At 57.4% G+C, this 16,292-nt stretch carries 10 protein-coding genes; 8 read left to right on the top strand and 2 right to left on the bottom strand.

Annotated features, from left to right (window positions below):
- Positions 1 to 13 precede the first annotated feature (13 nt).
- The 8 genes from ACXZ66_RS12810 to ACXZ66_RS12775 all read left to right on the top strand — a co-directional run bounded on the left by ACXZ66_RS12810 (position 14) and on the right by ACXZ66_RS12775 (position 15,145).
- Positions 14 to 1,816: a hypothetical protein gene (locus ACXZ66_RS12810; protein ID WP_458749267.1), complete on the top strand. Its 1,803-nt coding sequence runs from the start codon at positions 14 to 16 to the stop codon at positions 1,814 to 1,816.
- 82 nt (positions 1,817 to 1,898) lie between these two features.
- Positions 1,899 to 2,921, top strand: a complete 1,023-nt coding sequence (locus ACXZ66_RS12805) for an alpha/beta hydrolase (protein ID WP_458749265.1) — start codon at positions 1,899 to 1,901, stop codon at positions 2,919 to 2,921.
- A gap of 331 nt (positions 2,922 to 3,252) precedes the next feature.
- Positions 3,253 to 5,175, top strand: a complete 1,923-nt coding sequence (locus ACXZ66_RS12800; protein ID WP_458749263.1) for an alpha/beta hydrolase-fold protein — start codon at positions 3,253 to 3,255, stop codon at positions 5,173 to 5,175.
- A 3-nt stretch (positions 5,176 to 5,178) separates the two neighbouring features.
- A complete protein-coding gene (locus ACXZ66_RS12795; RefSeq protein WP_458749261.1) occupies positions 5,179 to 5,673 on the top strand; it encodes a hypothetical protein in 495 nt (164 codons plus the stop codon).
- A gap of 24 nt (positions 5,674 to 5,697) precedes the next feature.
- On the top strand, positions 5,698 to 6,630 hold the full coding sequence (locus ACXZ66_RS12790; protein WP_458749259.1) for a cutinase family protein: 933 nt from the start codon (positions 5,698 to 5,700) through the stop codon (positions 6,628 to 6,630).
- A 101-nt stretch (positions 6,631 to 6,731) separates the two neighbouring features.
- The gene (locus ACXZ66_RS12785) at positions 6,732 to 8,573 is read left to right on the top strand and encodes a FadD32-like long-chain-fatty-acid--AMP ligase (protein WP_458749258.1); all 1,842 of its coding nucleotides are present in this window, start codon (positions 6,732 to 6,734) and stop codon (positions 8,571 to 8,573) included.
- 211 nt (positions 8,574 to 8,784) lie between these two features.
- Positions 8,785 to 13,602 carry a polyketide synthase Pks13 gene (pks13, locus tag ACXZ66_RS12780; protein ID WP_458749256.1) on the top strand — a complete coding sequence of 1,606 codons (4,818 nt, stop codon included), beginning with the start codon at positions 8,785 to 8,787 and terminating at the stop codon, positions 13,600 to 13,602.
- Entirely contained in the window at positions 13,577 to 15,145 is a 1,569-nt protein-coding gene (locus tag ACXZ66_RS12775) for an acyl-CoA carboxylase subunit beta (RefSeq protein WP_458749255.1), read from the top strand. Before pks13 ends, ACXZ66_RS12775 begins: the two co-directional genes overlap by 26 nt.
- Before the next feature lie 188 nt (positions 15,146 to 15,333).
- On the opposite strand, the gene ACXZ66_RS12770 is transcribed toward ACXZ66_RS12775, so the two are convergent.
- Both ACXZ66_RS12770 and ACXZ66_RS12765 read right to left on the bottom strand, forming a co-directional pair.
- Positions 15,334 to 15,906, bottom strand: coding sequence for a protein-L-isoaspartate O-methyltransferase family protein (locus tag ACXZ66_RS12770; RefSeq protein ID WP_458749253.1), 573 nt, complete (start codon positions 15,904 to 15,906; stop codon positions 15,334 to 15,336).
- Between the two features lie 27 nt (positions 15,907 to 15,933).
- Complete coding sequence (locus ACXZ66_RS12765; RefSeq protein WP_458749252.1) at positions 15,934 to 16,287, bottom strand: DUF3054 domain-containing protein; 354 nt, start codon at positions 16,285 to 16,287, stop codon at positions 15,934 to 15,936.
- Positions 16,288 to 16,292: the final 5 nt, after the last annotated feature.

Below are 16,292 nucleotides of genomic sequence, written 5' to 3'. Positions count from 1 at the left end.
TAGCATCTCTTCCATGACGAAAAACGCCCGCATTTCACTGATTGTCTCCGCAATCATCGCGGGCTTTTTTGCATTTTATGGCGGCTGGCAGCGTCGCTGGATGAGCGACGACGGGCTCATCGTCCTTCGCACCGTGCGCAATATCCTCGCGGGCAACGGGCCGGTTTTCAACGCTGGTGAGCGCGTCGAAGCCAACACCTCAACGTTGTGGCAGTACCTGATTGCGGCCGTCGCGTGGGTCACGGACGGCAGGTTAGAGACGATCGCCATGTGGCTCGCATTAGGCTTGACGACGATTGCTGCTGTCGTCGCCGTGCTTGCCAGCGGGAAGTACTGGGGCGGAATCGTTGCCCCCTTCGGTGTTTTGATTTACTTTGCGCTTCCACCGGCGCGCGATTTCTCCACTTCCGGTCTGGAATGGGGCCTGTCTTTGGCCTGGATCGCCGTCTGGTGGGCGCTGCTTGTGGGTTGGGCGCAGCCTTCTGGAAAGCGATCGAAGTTGCCGGTAGGGTACTGGCTGGCATTTTGGTCTGGGCTCTCGTGGCTAGTTCGCCCGGAACTCGCCCTCTATGGCGGTTTGACCGGCATTGTGCTGTTGGTTGCAACCCGGGGCAAGTGGAAGCAGATCCTGGGTATCCTTGCGGCAGCCCTGCCAGTGCCCGCTGCGTATCAGATTTTCCGCATGGGCTACTACGGCTTGCTTACCCCCCATACTGCCGTGGCCAAGTCGGCATCGGATTCCGACTGGGGTGCAGGCTTTGTCTATGCCTGGGACCTCTTGGCACCGTATGCGCTGTATCTTCCGCTGATCGCAGCCGTAGGTTTGGCCATCTGGTTAGGTAAGTCCACTCACGGGCGCGATCGCACAGTATTCTTGCTGGTCTACGTGGTGGCAGCTCTACATATCCTGTATATCTTGCGCGTTGGCGGTGACTTTATGCATGGCCGGATGTGGCTGCTTCCGTTATTTGCACTGTTGCTACCGCTGATGGTCATCCCAGTAAATAAGGTCACCGGCGCGATTATTACCGCCGTAGCCGTGTGGGCCACCGTGATTGTTGTGCGAGCTCACCCGATCGACTGGAATACTTTCGAAACCAACGAGCTCAACATCGTTGACGAGCGTGAATTCTGGTCAAATGCCACTTTGTCCGAACCAGGCCAGCCACCTCAATACGCGGAGGACTTCCTGCCAGCGAAGGTGCTCAGCCCAGATTGGCAAACCAGGCTGGACCAAGCGCGTGAGCAGAATTCCGCACAGATGATCTTGATTATCTTGGAGAAGGAACCCGTCGAACGTTATTCCTGGCAGCTTTTGCCACGCACTGAAGCTGAGACGGATTTGCAAGCACAGCCGACAACGCTATATCTGATCAACCTGGGCATGACCAGTATGAATGCTGATCTTGATGTGCGCGTACTTGACACAGTTGGGCTGGCAACGCCTTTAGGAGCCAGGATGCCACGCAACCCCGATGGTCGAATTGGCCACGATAAGAACTTGCCGGTGGAATGGCAAGTGGCAGATACTGCCGCCGACCTGGATCAATTGCCCTCGTGGATGGATGCCACAGTAGCGAAGCAAGCGCGCGCCGCCCTGCGCACTCCGGAGATTGCAGAGTTGTTGGCAACGTCACGTGAACCGATGAGTAAAGAGCGTTTCTGGAAGAATATTAAATATTCTTTGACGACGGGTAGAACCTTGGAAATTTCTAATGATCCGGCAAACTACCTGGACACAGAAACAAAAGAGAAAATTGATGCAGGAGAGGACCCAGGATTGACGGGTCAACAAATCGCCTGGTTGGACCGATAGATCATAAATTGGTAACGTGCAGGTAACAATCGGCGATATTTCAACGAAAGCCAAAGATTTCCGAAGCATTTCGAGGAGAAACATGTCCGTAATTACTGTTGCGCGTCGCCGCGTCATAGCTCTTATTACAGCTATCGCGGCTGCTGTCTCGCTCATGGTGGTGGGTGCTGGCTCAGCAAACGCTGCAAACCGCGATTGGGAACGCCCTGACGCGACCGGAACCTGTGAATGGGACCCAGTTAATTTCTGGGTTCAGCGCTGCGACGTATGGTCCGAGGCAACTGGCGGTGTAATTACCGTGCAGATCCAGCCCGCAAAGAACGGTGGCAACGCCGGCTTGTACCTGCTTGACGGCCTGCGTGCTACCAATAACACCAACGCTTGGCTCCATGATGTCAACGCAGCGGAGACCTACGTCAATGACAACATTACTTTGGTCATGCCTATTGGCGGCGCAGGTTCCTTCTACGCTGACTGGGATGCCCCAGCAACATATGACCCAAACAATCCCGTGAACTACCAGTGGGAAACCTTCCTTACCTCTGAGCTTCCTGTGTACCTGCAGGACAACTTCGGAGTTGACCCAACTAACAACTCCATCGCGGGTCTTTCCATGGGCGGTACTGCTGCATTGAACCTTGCTGCAAAACACCCAGGTCAGTTCAAACAAGCACTGTCGTACTCCGGCTACCTGACCACCACGCTGCCAGGCGCGCAGACGATTCTGCGCTTCGCACTGCTGGATGCGGGCGGGTTCAACCTGAATGCAATGTACGGCTCTTTGATTTCTCCTCGCCGTTTCGAAAATGATCCATTCCTGAACATGGCAGGCCTGCGTGGCAAGGATGTCTATGTCTCCGCTGGTACCGGTATCGCATCTGAAGCAGATGCAAACATTGCACCTGAGCACAAAGCATCCGGTTCCGCTCTAGAGATGCTGGCAAATGCATCTACCCGCTTGTGGGCACTGAAGGCTCATGCAGAAGGCATCGGCCCAACCGAGAACTACCCACCGTTTGGCATGCACAACTGGAACCAGTTCGGCTACCAGCTGGAGCAAACCCGTCCACGCGTTCTGGAGACCATGAACGCATGGGGCTTCTAAGTACTAGTAAGTTCTAGTACGCAATAAGTATGTATATCTCGCCGTGCGTATTAATGCACGGCGAGACATGTTTTTAGCTAGACCTCTTCCAGTGCTTTTTCAGTTTAGGTACATCAACTTGGGGGCGACGATTCGGTGTGTCGCTACCTAAAGTCTAAAGTTGAACTTAAACTTGAGGCGTTACTTACCGACTAGTACGCCAACACGAAAACCAATGCACTATCACCGACAATGCGTCTGCCTGGGGGAGGGGAACCCTCAGGCACATGCAGATAGAGCAGAGGTCTGTTTGTGTTATCTCGAAGTAAACCGTAATCAAGGACAGGAATTCATGCGCAAAATTCGTTTCCCCCGCCAAGCTCGCCGACGCTCACTAGTCGCGGCAATTGCGATTCCAACGGCGCTGGCAATGGGTATTTCCATTACGCCTGCCAATGCACAGTCAAGCTCCAGCCTGTCGGACCACATCCGACCATCGGATCCACCACAGCGAACCCCGATTGAGACGGACTACCGCCCAGTCATCGAAGGCCTCCCAGCAGGCGTTGCGGTTGACCGTATCGAGTGGATTACCAATCGTCGTGTAGCGGTTTTCATTGAATCCGCAGCGATGCCGGGCGAGCTGATCCAGGTGCAGATCCTCCTGGCCCGTGACTGGCACTCCAACCCGGGCGCGACGTTCCCAGAAGTCTGGGCGCTCGACGGTCTGCGCGCGCGTGAAGACGAGAGCGGCTGGACCATTGAGACGAACATCGAGCAGTTCTACGCTGACAAGAACGTCAACGTAATTTTGCCGGTCGGTGGCGAGTCCTCCTTCTACTCGGATTGGCAGCAGCCGGACAATGGCAAGCACTACAAGTGGGAGACTTTCCTGACTCAGGAACTGGTCCCAATCCTGAACAATGAGTTCCGCTCCAGCCAGCGTCGTGCCGTGGTGGGTCTGTCCATGGGCGGTACTGCCGCAATGAACTTGGCAGAGCGTAACCCAGGAATGTTCGACTTCGTTGGCTCGTTCTCTGGCTACCTCGACACCACCACGCCAGGCATGCCTGAAGCAATTACTGCTGCTCAGATGGATGCTGGTGGCTACAACTCGCGTGCCATGTGGGGAGAGTTTAACTCCCAGGATTGGATCGACCATGATCCAAAGCTTGGCGTGGCCGCCCTGAAGGACACGGTTGTGTACGTTTCTGCAGGCAATGGTCGCGAGGACCTCGCTGATACCGGCCCGACGATGGACTGGGCAAACAACCCTGCAGGCGTTGGCCTTGAGGTTATTTCTCGCATGTCGACGAACACTTTCGAACAGTTTGCGCGCGACGCAGGCGTTGACATCATTACCCGCTACCGCCCATCCGGCGTGCACTCTTGGGGCTACTGGCAGTTCGAGATGGCCCAGGCGTGGCCGGAGATTGCTAACGCGCTCGAACTCTCAGAGGCCGATCGCGGGGCTGACTGTTCTCCTTACGGTGCGATTGCGGAGGCCACGAAGGGTGGCATCATCGGCGAGTGCCTCAACAACGAATATGACGTTGCTGACGGCAGGGGTAAGGCAGAGGACTTCCGCAACGGTACCGCTTATTGGTCGCCTGAAACGGGCGCTCAGCCGCTGTACGGATCGATCTTGGCTCGTTACAACGAGCTCGGTGGTCCATCCGGTTGGCTCGGCTTCCCGAAGACTGGTGAAACGTTGACCCCAGACGGCAAAGGCCACTACGTTCACTTCGAGAACGGCTCCATCTACTGGACCGCTTCTACTGGCGCGTGGGCAGTCCCAGGCGACATGTTCAACGCATGGGGTGAGAACAACTACGAGCGCGGACACTTGGGCTACCCAACCGGTGAAGCAGTCAGCATCGGTAACGGATACGTCCAGCCGTACCAGGGTGGTTTCCTGACGCGTAACCCGGATGGCAAGCACTACATTGTCCACGGTGCTATTGCCACCAAGTACGGTGAACTGAACACCGCACGCTCGGAACTTGGATACCCAACCTCGAATGAGCGCACCCTCGAAGGAGGGGCTTACCAGACCTTCGAGAAGGGCAGTATTTACTGGTCGCCACAGACCGGCGCTCACGTCATTTACTACGGTGGCATCTTCGACAAGTGGGGCGAGACTCTCTGGGAGCAGGGCCCATACGGCTTCCCAACCACTGATATGGAAACCATCTCAGCCGGTGGCCTGAGGATTGATTTCCAGGGCGGCTCAATGACCGAGACCAACGGACAGGTTCAGGAGACTAGGAACTAGACCGTGCGAAAACTACTAGTTGGAGCTATCGCCATAGCTGCCAGCGTGTCGCTGGCAGCGTGTGGTGGAGCAACCGTCAACAGTGAAGACGTGACCACTTCAGCCGAGCCACCTGCCTCATCTTCGGCACCGGCGCCTTCCTCCTCGCAGTCAGCTTCGCCGACCACAACAGACAAGGCGTCGTCTACGCGCCAGGCACCAGCCTCATCTTCGGGGCAGCCAGCTGATATTGGTGCGCGTGAGGTTGATGAGGTGCCAACGCAGTCGGTGCAATATTCACCAGAAGAACAGGCATTTCTCGACGAAGTCACAGCTGGTCAGGTTAATGTCGACTCCGTTCAGGACCAATTGATTGGTACCGCCCAGACAATTTGTGGGGGCGATACCGTCACGCGTGATGCGGTCGCAGGGCAGCTTATTGAGCAAGGTCGCAGTGACCTGACGCAACAACAGCTTGCAAAGCTTCTCGACGATTCCGCGCACGCACACTTGTGTTAAATGTGTTAAAGGAGCACGCACCCTATGCGCCGTAAACCTGTGCGTAAATCCATCATCATCACAGCAGTAATTGTGATTATCGCCCTGATTGGCATGAGTACCTACCAGTACTTCACCACCAATCAGCGTTCGCCGGTGAGCCCTGATAGCGGCGGTCAGGCTGCACCACCGGAGGCGCAACCGGACTGGTGTCCTGCCGTGGAATTCATTGCGGCACCGGGCACGTGGGAATCGTCGAAAAGCGATGATCCGATCAACCCACAAGCGAACCAATATAGCTTCATGCTGTCGATCACTCAGCCACTGCAGCAGGACTACACGCCGGACCACGTGAAGGTGTGGACACTGCCGTACACGGCGCAATTCCAGTCCATTCAGTCGCGCGACGAGATGACTTACGACGATTCCCGCAACGAAGGCACGGCAACGCTCAACGCGGAGCTGAGCTACATGAACGGGGTCTGCCCGAACACAAAGTACATTTTGTCCGGATTCTCCCAAGGCGCCGTCATTGTCGGCGATATCGCCTCGGAGATCGGGCAGGGCCGTGGCGTTGTCCCTGCGGACAAGGTCCTCGGAACGGCGATGATTGCGGACGGTCGCCGTGAAAATGGGGTAGGAATCAACCCAGGAAACGAGCTTGGCGGAGTCGGTGCCGAGATCGCTCTTGAGCCCGTTGCGGGTCTGGTGCAACCCATCGTGCCGGGGGCGTCCATGCGCGGTGCCCGCGAAGGTGGATTCGGGTCGCTGCAGGATCGTTCCTATCAGATTTGTGCACCTAATGACTCGATTTGTGACGCGCCTTATGACGTGGGCAATGCACTGGGACGGGCACAGGATCTGGTTGCCGCGAATGGGCTTCACTCTATGTACGCATCGAACCCGGACGTGATTCCAAATACGACGGCAAATCAATGGGTAGTCGATTGGGCGCGTCAGACGATTAACAATCTTTAATCTTCGCTTACTGCTGTAACATTTCCGTTACTTAGTTTGGATATTATAAGAAGTATTGTTTTCTGTTAAAAAGAATGTCGTAAATTAACAAAAGGAACCACATGGATCTTTCTAAGCTCATTGCCAATTTCTACGATGAGAACGGCAACATCAAGCTTGCCCCACAGCTCACCCTGGCCGGCATGGCAGAAATGATGTACATGGGTGACTTGCAGCTCGGCGGCGGCGAACGCCACTGCCTGCGTTTCTGGGATTACTCGGAAAACCGCGACGGCACTCCGGTGGACTTCAACCGAACAGAAATCAACACGCGGATCAAAGCTGTTGCAGCGCGTCTGCAGCAGGTTGGCAAATTGGGCGATCGCGTTGCTATTTTGGCAGGCAACTCTCCGGAGTATATCTTCGGCTTCGTCGGAGCTCTTTATGCAGGTCAGGTTCCTGTTCCACTGTATGATCCGGAAGAGCCAGGCCACGGCGATCACCTGAAGTCCGTGTTGGCTGATGCCACGGTCAAGACCGTGCTTACCAACACCACTTCCGCAGGAACCGTGCGCGAATACTTCTCGGAGCTGCCATCTCGTGAGCGTCCTCGCGTGGTAGCGGTGGACTCGCTGCCAGATACCTTGGCACAGTCCTACGTCAACCCATCGGCAACTCCAGAAGGTCAAATGGCTGCGATGATGCAGACCAGCATGCCGATTGATTCCTCGGCCTTCCTGCAGTACACCTCGGGCTCCACCCGTAACCCCGCGGGCGTGGAGCTGACCAACCGTTCCATCTTGACTAACGTGCTGCAGATCTACACCGGCGCACAGCTGAAGATGCCACTGCGCCTGTCTACCTGGCTCCCACTGCACCACGACATGGGCATTATCTTGACCCTGTTCGTAGTCATCTTGGGCCTCGAGTTTGAGCTGATGGCTCCGCGCGACTTCGTGCAGCAGCCGAAGCGCTGGATCGATCAACTGAACAAGCGCGAAGGCGACGAAGAGAAGAACATCTACGCTGTGGTGCCAAACTTCGCACTTGAGCTGGCATCGCGCTATGGCAAGCCAGCCGAGGGTGAAACCCTTGACCTCTCCCGCGTGGACGGCATCATCATCGGTTCGGAGCCAGTGATGGAATCGGCAGTGGAAGCTTTCGCAGCTGTCTTTGAACCATACGGTCTAGATCGCAAGACCCTGCGCCCTTCCTACGGCCTGGCAGAGGCATCGCTGCTTTTGTCCACCCCGCAGACCGAAGAGCGCCCAGTCTTCGCAAAGTTCGACCGCGAGCAGTTGGCTGCAGGCAAGGCAGTGCCTTCCGAGGACGGCGTATCCTTCGCCTCGAACGGCCAGCCTGTGTCCAACCTATTCTTCACCATCGTGGATCCAGAGACCAAGGCCGAACTCGTTGACGGCGAGATCGGCGAGCTCTGGGCGCACGGCGAGAACATGGCAGTGGGCTACCTTGGCCGCGAAGAAGAAACAAAGGAAACCTTCGAAAACTCCATCGGCGAACTGCTCAGCGACACCCGCGTTCCCAATGCCCCAGCCGACGGCTGGCTGGCCACCGGTGACCTGGGCACCATCGTCGATGGGCAGCTCTATATCACCGGCCGCCTGAAGGATCTGGTGGTTATCGCTGGTCGTAACCACTACCCGCAGGACATTGAGGCAACCGTTTCTGAGGCTTCCGAGCACGTGCGCCCAGACTCAATTGCTGCATTCGCAGTTCCTGGCGACGATGTGGAGAAGCTGGTTCTCTTTGTTGAGCGTGCCGACGACGCCACCGAGGACGGCGACGCCGCCGCCGACGAGGCGATCCGCGCGGCCGTGACCAAGGTGCACGGAATTTCACCAGACGTTGTTCGCTTCTTCGCTCCTGGCAAGATCGCGCGTTCTTCCTCCGGTAAGATCGCTCGCCGTGTGAACCAGAAGAACTACTTGGCTGAGCAAGACTAGAAGCTAAATAGGGGAGGGGCCTGAACACAACGTTTGGGTTGCCTCCCTTTTTGCTTATTATTAGTTCAAACTAGGCTTGCGCGATTGGCAAAACTTCTTCATAGTGAAACAAAATGCGACAATCAAGCGATATGCTGGTAGGCTTCATTGACTTTGCTGGCGAATTAAAGCCGGCGGCATTGCCAAAACTGGAAGGAATGGGTAAGCGTAAATGACTGAAAGCGCAGGCACTCACAATATGACTGAGGAAGAACTTTCGCAGTGGATGTTGAACTGGGTGTCCCAGGCAACAGAGGTGCCACTAGAAGAACTTGACACTCAGAAGCCCTTGGAATCCTTCGGGCTTGCCTCGCGCGACGCAGTTGTTCTCTCCGGCGAGCTGGAAAACCTTCTTGGTCGCCAGCTGGATGCGACCATTGCTTACGAGTACCCCACCATTTCTGAGTTGGCGAAGTTCCTCGTGCAAGGTGAGAGCAAGGACCAAGGAAAGCACAAGCGCACGTACTCTGCTCCTCAGTCAAGCACACCGGGTACGCATGACATTGCCATTATTGGTCGCGCTGGTCGCTTCCCGAAGGCCGCCAACGTCGATGAGTTCTGGGACATGCTCATTGAAGGTCGCGGTGCTACCGGTCCACTGCCAGAAGGCCGCTGGTCCGAATATTCCGGCGACCCTGTTATGGCTGCCAAGATGAAGCAGCAAAACACTTCTGGTGGATACTTCGACGATATCGCCACCTTCGACAACGAGTTCTTTGGGTTGTCTCCGCTGGAAGCCACCAACATGGATCCGCAGCAGCGCATCTTGCTTGAGCTGACCTGGGAGGCCTTGGAGGACGCACACCTGCCCGCAAATGAGCTGCGCGGCGAGTCCGTCGGTGTGTTTATCGGCTCCTCGAACAATGATTACGGCATGTTGGTCACCTCTGATTCTTCTGAGGCCCACCCTTATGCGCTGACGGGAACGGCAAGCTCGATCATCCCGAACCGTATTTCTTATGCGTTCGATTTCCGCGGCCCATCTGTCAATGTGGATACCGCCTGTTCCTCATCGCTGGTGGCAGTGCACCACGCTGTGCGTGCGTTGCGTGACGGCGAGGCAGAGGTAGCCGTCGCCGGTGGCGTCAACGTGCTGGCCAACCCATTCGTTTCCACGGCCTTCGGCGAGCTCGGCGTGATCAGCCCGACCGGTGCGATCCACGCGTTCTCCGACGATGCGGACGGATTCGTTCGCGCGGATGCTGCAGGTGTAGTGATTTTGAAGCGTGTCGACGACGCGCTGCGCGACGGCGACAACATTCTGGCTGTGATTAAGGGCTCGGCAACGAACTCCGACGGTCACTCCAATGGCCTGACAGCACCGAACCCAGATGCCCAGGTTGACGTGCTGCGTCGCGCCTACGCCGATGCTGGGGTGGATCCAACGCAGGTGGATTATGTTGAGGCCCACGGCACGGGCACAATTCTGGGCGATCCGATCGAGGCGTCTGCCTTAGGCGAGGTCCTGGGCGAGGGCCGCGAACTCAAGCACCCAACCCTGCTGGGTTCGGCGAAGTCCAATATCGGCCACTCGGAGTCCGCAGCTGGTGCTGTTGCACTGATCAAGGTGCTGGAATCCATGGAGCACGATACCCTGCCGCCAAGCATCAACTTCTCCGAGCCGAACCACTTCATTGACTTTGATAAGGAGCGCCTCGAGGTAGTCGAGGATGCCCGCGAGTGGCCAAGGTACTCGGGTCGCCGCATCGCCGGTGTTTCCGGATTCGGTTTCGGCGGAACCAACGCGCACCTTGTTGTCGCTGACCTCGATGTTTCCGAGTACGACGTGGAAGCAACCCATGCGCCGGCGCAGCTCTTTGATCCAGAAAACCCGAATGCTGTCGCTTTGCCAGTCAGTGGGTTGCTGCCCTCTCGTCGTAAAGCGGCGGCCGCAACTCTGGCTGACTTCCTTGAGCCGCTTGCCGACGAGGACCTCGTGCCCGTCGCACGCTCGTTGGCGAAGCGGAACCACGGCCGCTCCCGCGCGGTCGTGCAAACGAACACCGTTGAAGATGCGGTCAAGCGTTTGCGCCAGATCGCCGACGGGAAGGTGTCTGTGGGTATTACTGCCGCGGACGCGCCGAATACGGCCGGTCCCGTCTTTGTCTACTCGGGCTTCGGCTCCCAGCACCGCAAGATGGCGAAGAAGCTTGTCCAGGTGTCACCGTTCTTCGCCTCGCGCATGCAAGAACTGGACCAGGTCGTGGACTTTGAGGCCGGCTGGTCGATGATGGATCTCATCCTTGACGATGAGCAAACCTATGACACGAATACTGCGCAGGTCACCATCACCGCGATTCAGATCGCGCTGACGGACCTGCTGGCGGAGCTGGGGATTAAGCCAGCTGCAGTCAGCGCGATGTCGATGGGTGAGATCGCCGCGGGTTATGCCTCGGGCGGTATCTCCGATCGCGATGCCATGCTGATCGCCTGCCACCGCGCGCGCCTCATGGGCGAAGGCGAGGAAATGACCGCGGGCACCGATCAGGAAGGTGCCATGGCGGTTGTCGAATTGTCCCGCGAAGCACTCGCCGAATTCGTGGACACTCACGACGAGGCCAAGGGCGTCGAAGCTGCCGTATATGCAGGCCCTGGCATGACCACAGTGGGTGGCCCGGCTCCGGCTGTGAACTTCCTCGTGGAAAAACTCGACGGTGAGGGCAAATTTGCCCGCATGATGAAGGTCCGTGGCGCAGGCCATACTTCTGCGCTGGATCCGATCATGGGCGATCTCGCGGCCGAGATCTCCGGCATCGAAGCGAAGCCACTGCAGATTCCGCTGTTCTCCTCGGTTGATCGTGGCGTGACCCACCAGCCCGGCGAGGTTGTCCACACCGACGATTACTTCCTGCGCATGACGCGCCAGTCGGTCTACTTCCAGGATGCTACCGAGCAGGCATTTGCCGCAGGCCACATGATCTTCGTGGAGGTTTGCCCGAACCCCGTGGCCATGATGGGCATGATGAACACCGCATTCTCGGTGGGCAAGCCTGATGCTCAGCTGTTGTACACGCTCAAACGCAAGGTCGACGAGGTGGAATCCCTCCGCGATCTAGCCGTGAAGATGTACGTTGCTGGCCAAAACGTGGACTTTAGCGCCTTCTACGGCGACGGCCCGATCATCTCCGCGCCACACACCACGTTCAAGAAAACCAAGTACTGGACTGCAGCTCGCCCAAGCGCTGGCGGTGCCAATGCGCTTCCTGGCGCGCGCGTGAACCTGCCGGACGGAAAGATTGCTTTCGGCGCTCAAGCCGACCAGGTCTTCAGCCCGCACCAGTTGATCGAGGCCGCCGCCGAAATCGTCGCGCCTGGCGCGAAGATCGTCGCCGCAGAAGAGCGCGGTTCGCTGCCGTCCGACGGCGAAGTGACCACGATCGTCGAGCAGTCATTGGGTGGATTGACCATCAAGGTTTGGGCTGAGGATCAGCTTGTAGCAGAAGGCTTTGCGACGACGCTTGCGCTCGATTCGCCTCAGGCAGTCCCAGGAGTAGCTGAATACACCCCGGTCGATGACGCGGTAGAGGCCAAGGCACCTTCATTTACCGAAATCGACGTGGAACAGGTGCGCTGGGACCCTGCCAGCGGGGAAACGGTGGAAGAGCGTCTGCGTTCCATCGTGGGTGAATCGATGGGCTACGACGTGGATGACCTCCCATTGGAGCTTCCTCTGATCGATCTTGGCCTGGATTCTTTGATGGGCATGCGCATTAAGAACCGCGTGGAAAACGATTTCCAGATCCCACCTCTGAACGTGCAGGTCCTGCGTGACGCCTCGGTTGCTGACGTGATCACCATGGTCGAGGAAGCAGTCGCAGGTGTTGTATCTGAGCCTGAGGAACCTGCTGAGGTTTCCGAACCTTCTGCAGTAATTGAAGCCTCCGAGCCTGCTGAAGGCTCCGACGAGCCAGTTCAGGGCGTGGGCGTTGCTCCGCGCGATGCCTCCGAGCGCATGGTTTTCGGTTCCTGGGCGAAGTACACCGGAGCCGCAGCAGCTGGCGTGACCTCGGCATTGCCGAAGATCTCGCAAGAGCAGGCAGATAACATCGCCGCTCACCTGACTGAGCGCTCTGGCATCACCATCACCGGAACTGAAGTAAGCGAAGCCGAGACTCTGGAGCCTTTGGCTAACCGAGTCCGCGAGGGCCTCGAAACCGAGGTGGAGGGCAACATCCGCGTGCTGCGCGAACGCACCTCGGACGAGGCTCCTAGCGTGTTTATGTTCCACCCAGCAGGTGGCACCACCGTAGTTTATGAGCCGTTGACTCGTCGATTAGCGGAAAACGTCCCTGTCTACGGCGTGGAACGTCTCGAGGGCTCGCTGGAGGAGCGCGCCGCGGCCTACATCGACGACATCAAGCGCCTCTCGGCCGGCAAACCGGTCGTACTGGGCGGCTGGTCCTTCGGCGGAGCACTTGCCTACGAGGTAGCGCACCAACTGCAGGACACCGATGTCGAAGTCGCGTTCATCTCGCTGCTGGACACAACCCAGCCTACCGATCCGATTCCGGACACGATGGAGGAAACAAAGGCCCGCTGGCAGCGCTACGCGGACTTCGCCGCCGATACCTACGGCCTCGAGTTTGAGGTACCGTTCGAGCTGCTGGAAACCGCAGGCGAGGAAGCCCTGATGGGCATGCTGGAGCACGTCCTGGCAACCACCGATGCCTCCGCGCACGGCTTGTCCGCGGGTGTGCTCGAGCACCAGCGCGCGAGCTTCGTGGATAACCAGATTCTGGGCAAGATCGACTTCTCCCGGTGGTCTGGTGTGGATGTTCCTGTGCTGCTGTTCCGCTCCGAGCGGATGCACGACGGCGCGATTACCCTGGAGCCTCGCTACGCCCATGTTGCTGAGGATGGCAACTGGGGCCAGATCGTAAAGAATCTGACCATTGTGCAGTGCCCGGGTGATCACTTGGCTATGCCAGATGAGCCGGTTATCGGCATCGTCGGCAAGCATATGAATGAGTGGATTGAGAGGTACAGCTAAGTTGAATACCGCTGAAAAGCTCGCTGACCTGCGAGCTCGTCTAGAAACGGCGAAGGACCCAGGCTCCGAGCGCTCCCGCAAGAAGCGCGACGACGCCGGGCAGACCACGCCACGCGAGCGCATTAACGCATTGCTTGACGACGATTCCTTCGTGGAAATCGGCGCACTGGGCAAAACCCCAGGTGACAAAGATGCTGTGTACTCCGATGGTGTGGTGACTGGTTATGGTCGCGTCGACGGCCGCCCAGTGGTGGTCTATGCACACGATAAGACTGTTTATGGTGGCTCCGTCGGCGTGACTTTCGGCAAGAAGGTTGTCGAGGTCATGGAGCTCGGTATCAAGGTCGGCTGCCCGATCATTGGTATCCAAGATTCCGGTGGCGCACGTATCCAGGATGCCGTGACTTCTTTGGCCATGTACTCCGAAATTGCGCGCCGTCAGCTGCCGCAGTCGGGGCGTGCACCGCAGATTTCCATCATGCTGGGTAAATCTGCGGGTGGCGCTGTGTATGCGCCGGTGACCACGGACTTCGTGATTGCTGTCGAAGACCAGTCAGAAATGTATGTCACCGGCCCTGCCGTGATCCGCGAGGTCACCGGTGAGGACATTACCTCTGCCGAATTGGGTGGAGCGCGTCAGCAAGAGCTCAACGGTAATGTTCAGGCAGTCGTTGGATCTGAGGATGAAGCTTTCGAATTCGTCCGCGATCTGCTGGGTTACCTGCCTACATCTACCTTCGATGAGACCCCAGAAGTATGGGCACCGGCCGACGAAGACTTAGATGATTCGGCTCTCGACGAATTCATGCCCGACGACACCAACGCCGGATACGACATGATGGACCTGTTGGTTCAGCTTGGCGACGATGAAGACCTCATCGAAATCCAAGAGAACTACGCCCCGAACCTGATCTGCGCCTTTGGACGCATCGACGGCAAGTCGGTGGGCTTCGTGGCCAATAACCCGATGCACTTCGCGGGTTGTATCGACGCGGATGCGGCCGATAAGGGCGCGCGTTTCATTCGTACCTGCGATGCGTACAACATCCCGATCGTTTTCGTCGTTGATACTCCTGGCTACCTGCCTGGTGTGGAACAAGAACGAGTTGGTCTGATTCACCGTGGCGCTAAGTTAGCCTTCGCGCTCGTGGAGGCCACCGTGCCGAAGGTAACTTTGATTGTGCGTAAGGCTTTCGGTGGCGCGTATGCGGTGATGGGTTCGAAGAACCTCTCAGGTGACATTAACTTGGCCTGGCCTACTGGACAGATTGCAGTGATGGGCTCTGCTGCCGCAGTTGTGATGATTCAGGGCAAGCAGCTGGCGCAGATTGAAGATCCAGACCAGCGCGCCCACATGAAGAAAGTGTTCATGGACTTCTACGACGAGAACATGACCAGCCCGTACGTTGCCGCCGAGCGGGGGTACATAGACGCAATGATTCAACCCTCGCAAACGCGAATTGCCCTGCGTAGGGCATTGCGGCAGTTGGCCACGAAGGATGAGAAGGATCTTCCGAAGAAGCACACCATCTCCCCGCTGTAACAGTTGTAAGATGGCCAACGATAAGATTTAAAACATCAATCGCCTTGTAAGGAGCTTGAACTTATGTTGAGCAGTGTTATGGACCTTTTCGTTGAGATCGCGAACTACTTCGTCTGGCTGGCATCGGCCCTGGGAGCATCGAACCCGCTAGAATATATGGGTTCATAAGGGGTTCTTAGTCGGGCCGTCTACCGAAGTGGCACAAAGCGGAACCGCCCATGAGTAGACACCGTCGCGTGCCCGTGGACATCGAGGCACAACCGATGCATAATCCCTGAAACGGGGATTACTAGCGTACCTCCCGGTGCGAGCTGTTTAACCAGCTCCGCCGGGACTTCTTTTGCCTCCGCTGAGACCAAGATGCGATCAAAGGGGCCCTCTTCGGCAAGCCCAAGCTTCCTTCTGCGTGCTTGACGGATCTCAGCGTTCTTAGCGCCCGTTTTCTCGAGATAGGACGCGAGATTCTTTTGGCCCATTCGAACCAAATCGGGGACAAGTTCTACGCCCCACACGTAACCCTTCTCGCCGACAAGTTCAGCCAGCAGGGCGGTAGTCCAGCCTGAGCCCGAACCAACATCAAGGACCTTATTGCCGGGGCGGGGATCCAGAAGCATCAACATAATCTCAACCGTTGTGGGCTGGGAGTTTGTTTGGTCGTGCCCGATTGCTAGTGGGGCATCGATATGCGCGTGCTCGGCGTATTCCTCCGGGAGGAAATCGGCCCGTCGCACCGCGTCCATTGCTTGCTCAATACGCTCCATATCCCGATGCTACTAAGTTCAGGAGCTTTAGACTACGGCTTTCTTCTTCCGCTGAGTCCACGCGTAGATTCCACGCCAGCCCAGCATGAGGAGCGCGGACATGATTGTTGCCACCAGAATGAAGGACCAGTGCGGAATAGCGGCATTGCGGAGCCCCCAAATAGCAAGGCCGACTACAACGGTGATCAACCAGATCCACACGCCACGGCCACCACGAGTGACAAGCCAGCCGATAACCAACCCAAGCGCGAAGGGCCACAGCGTGGACAAGATACCAGCGAAATTGAATGGCATCTCTGCAGATTGGTGCGCCATGCGGGCGAGGACAGCAAAAACGACAATTGCAACGAGATCGGCAACAAAGGCGGTGGATTTCTTCACGGTTG

The sequence above is a fragment of the Corynebacterium sp. S7 genome, from assembly GCF_054401105.1.
The sequence above is the reverse complement of the archived record's forward strand: the minus strand, read 5'-3'. Positions and strand labels throughout refer to the sequence as shown.

Excerpts from the sequence above, each read along its gene's own strand:
- ACXZ66_RS12810 (WP_458749267.1), top strand. The coding sequence starts at position 14 with ATGACGAAAAACGCCCGCATTTCACTGATTGTCTCCGCAATCATCGCG.
- ACXZ66_RS12805 (WP_458749265.1), top strand. The coding sequence starts at position 1,899 with ATGTCCGTAATTACTGTTGCGCGTCGCCGCGTCATAGCTCTTATTACA.
- ACXZ66_RS12800 (WP_458749263.1), top strand. The coding sequence starts at position 3,253 with ATGCGCAAAATTCGTTTCCCCCGCCAAGCTCGCCGACGCTCACTAGTC.
- ACXZ66_RS12790 (WP_458749259.1), top strand. The coding sequence starts at position 5,698 with ATGCGCCGTAAACCTGTGCGTAAATCCATCATCATCACAGCAGTAATT.
- ACXZ66_RS12785 (WP_458749258.1), top strand. The coding sequence starts at position 6,732 with ATGGATCTTTCTAAGCTCATTGCCAATTTCTACGATGAGAACGGCAAC.
- pks13 (WP_458749256.1), top strand. The coding sequence starts at position 8,785 with ATGACTGAAAGCGCAGGCACTCACAATATGACTGAGGAAGAACTTTCG.
- ACXZ66_RS12775 (WP_458749255.1), top strand. The coding sequence starts at position 13,577 with ATGAGTGGATTGAGAGGTACAGCTAAGTTGAATACCGCTGAAAAGCTC.
- ACXZ66_RS12770 (WP_458749253.1), bottom strand. The coding sequence starts at position 15,906 with ATGGAGCGTATTGAGCAAGCAATGGACGCGGTGCGACGGGCCGATTTC.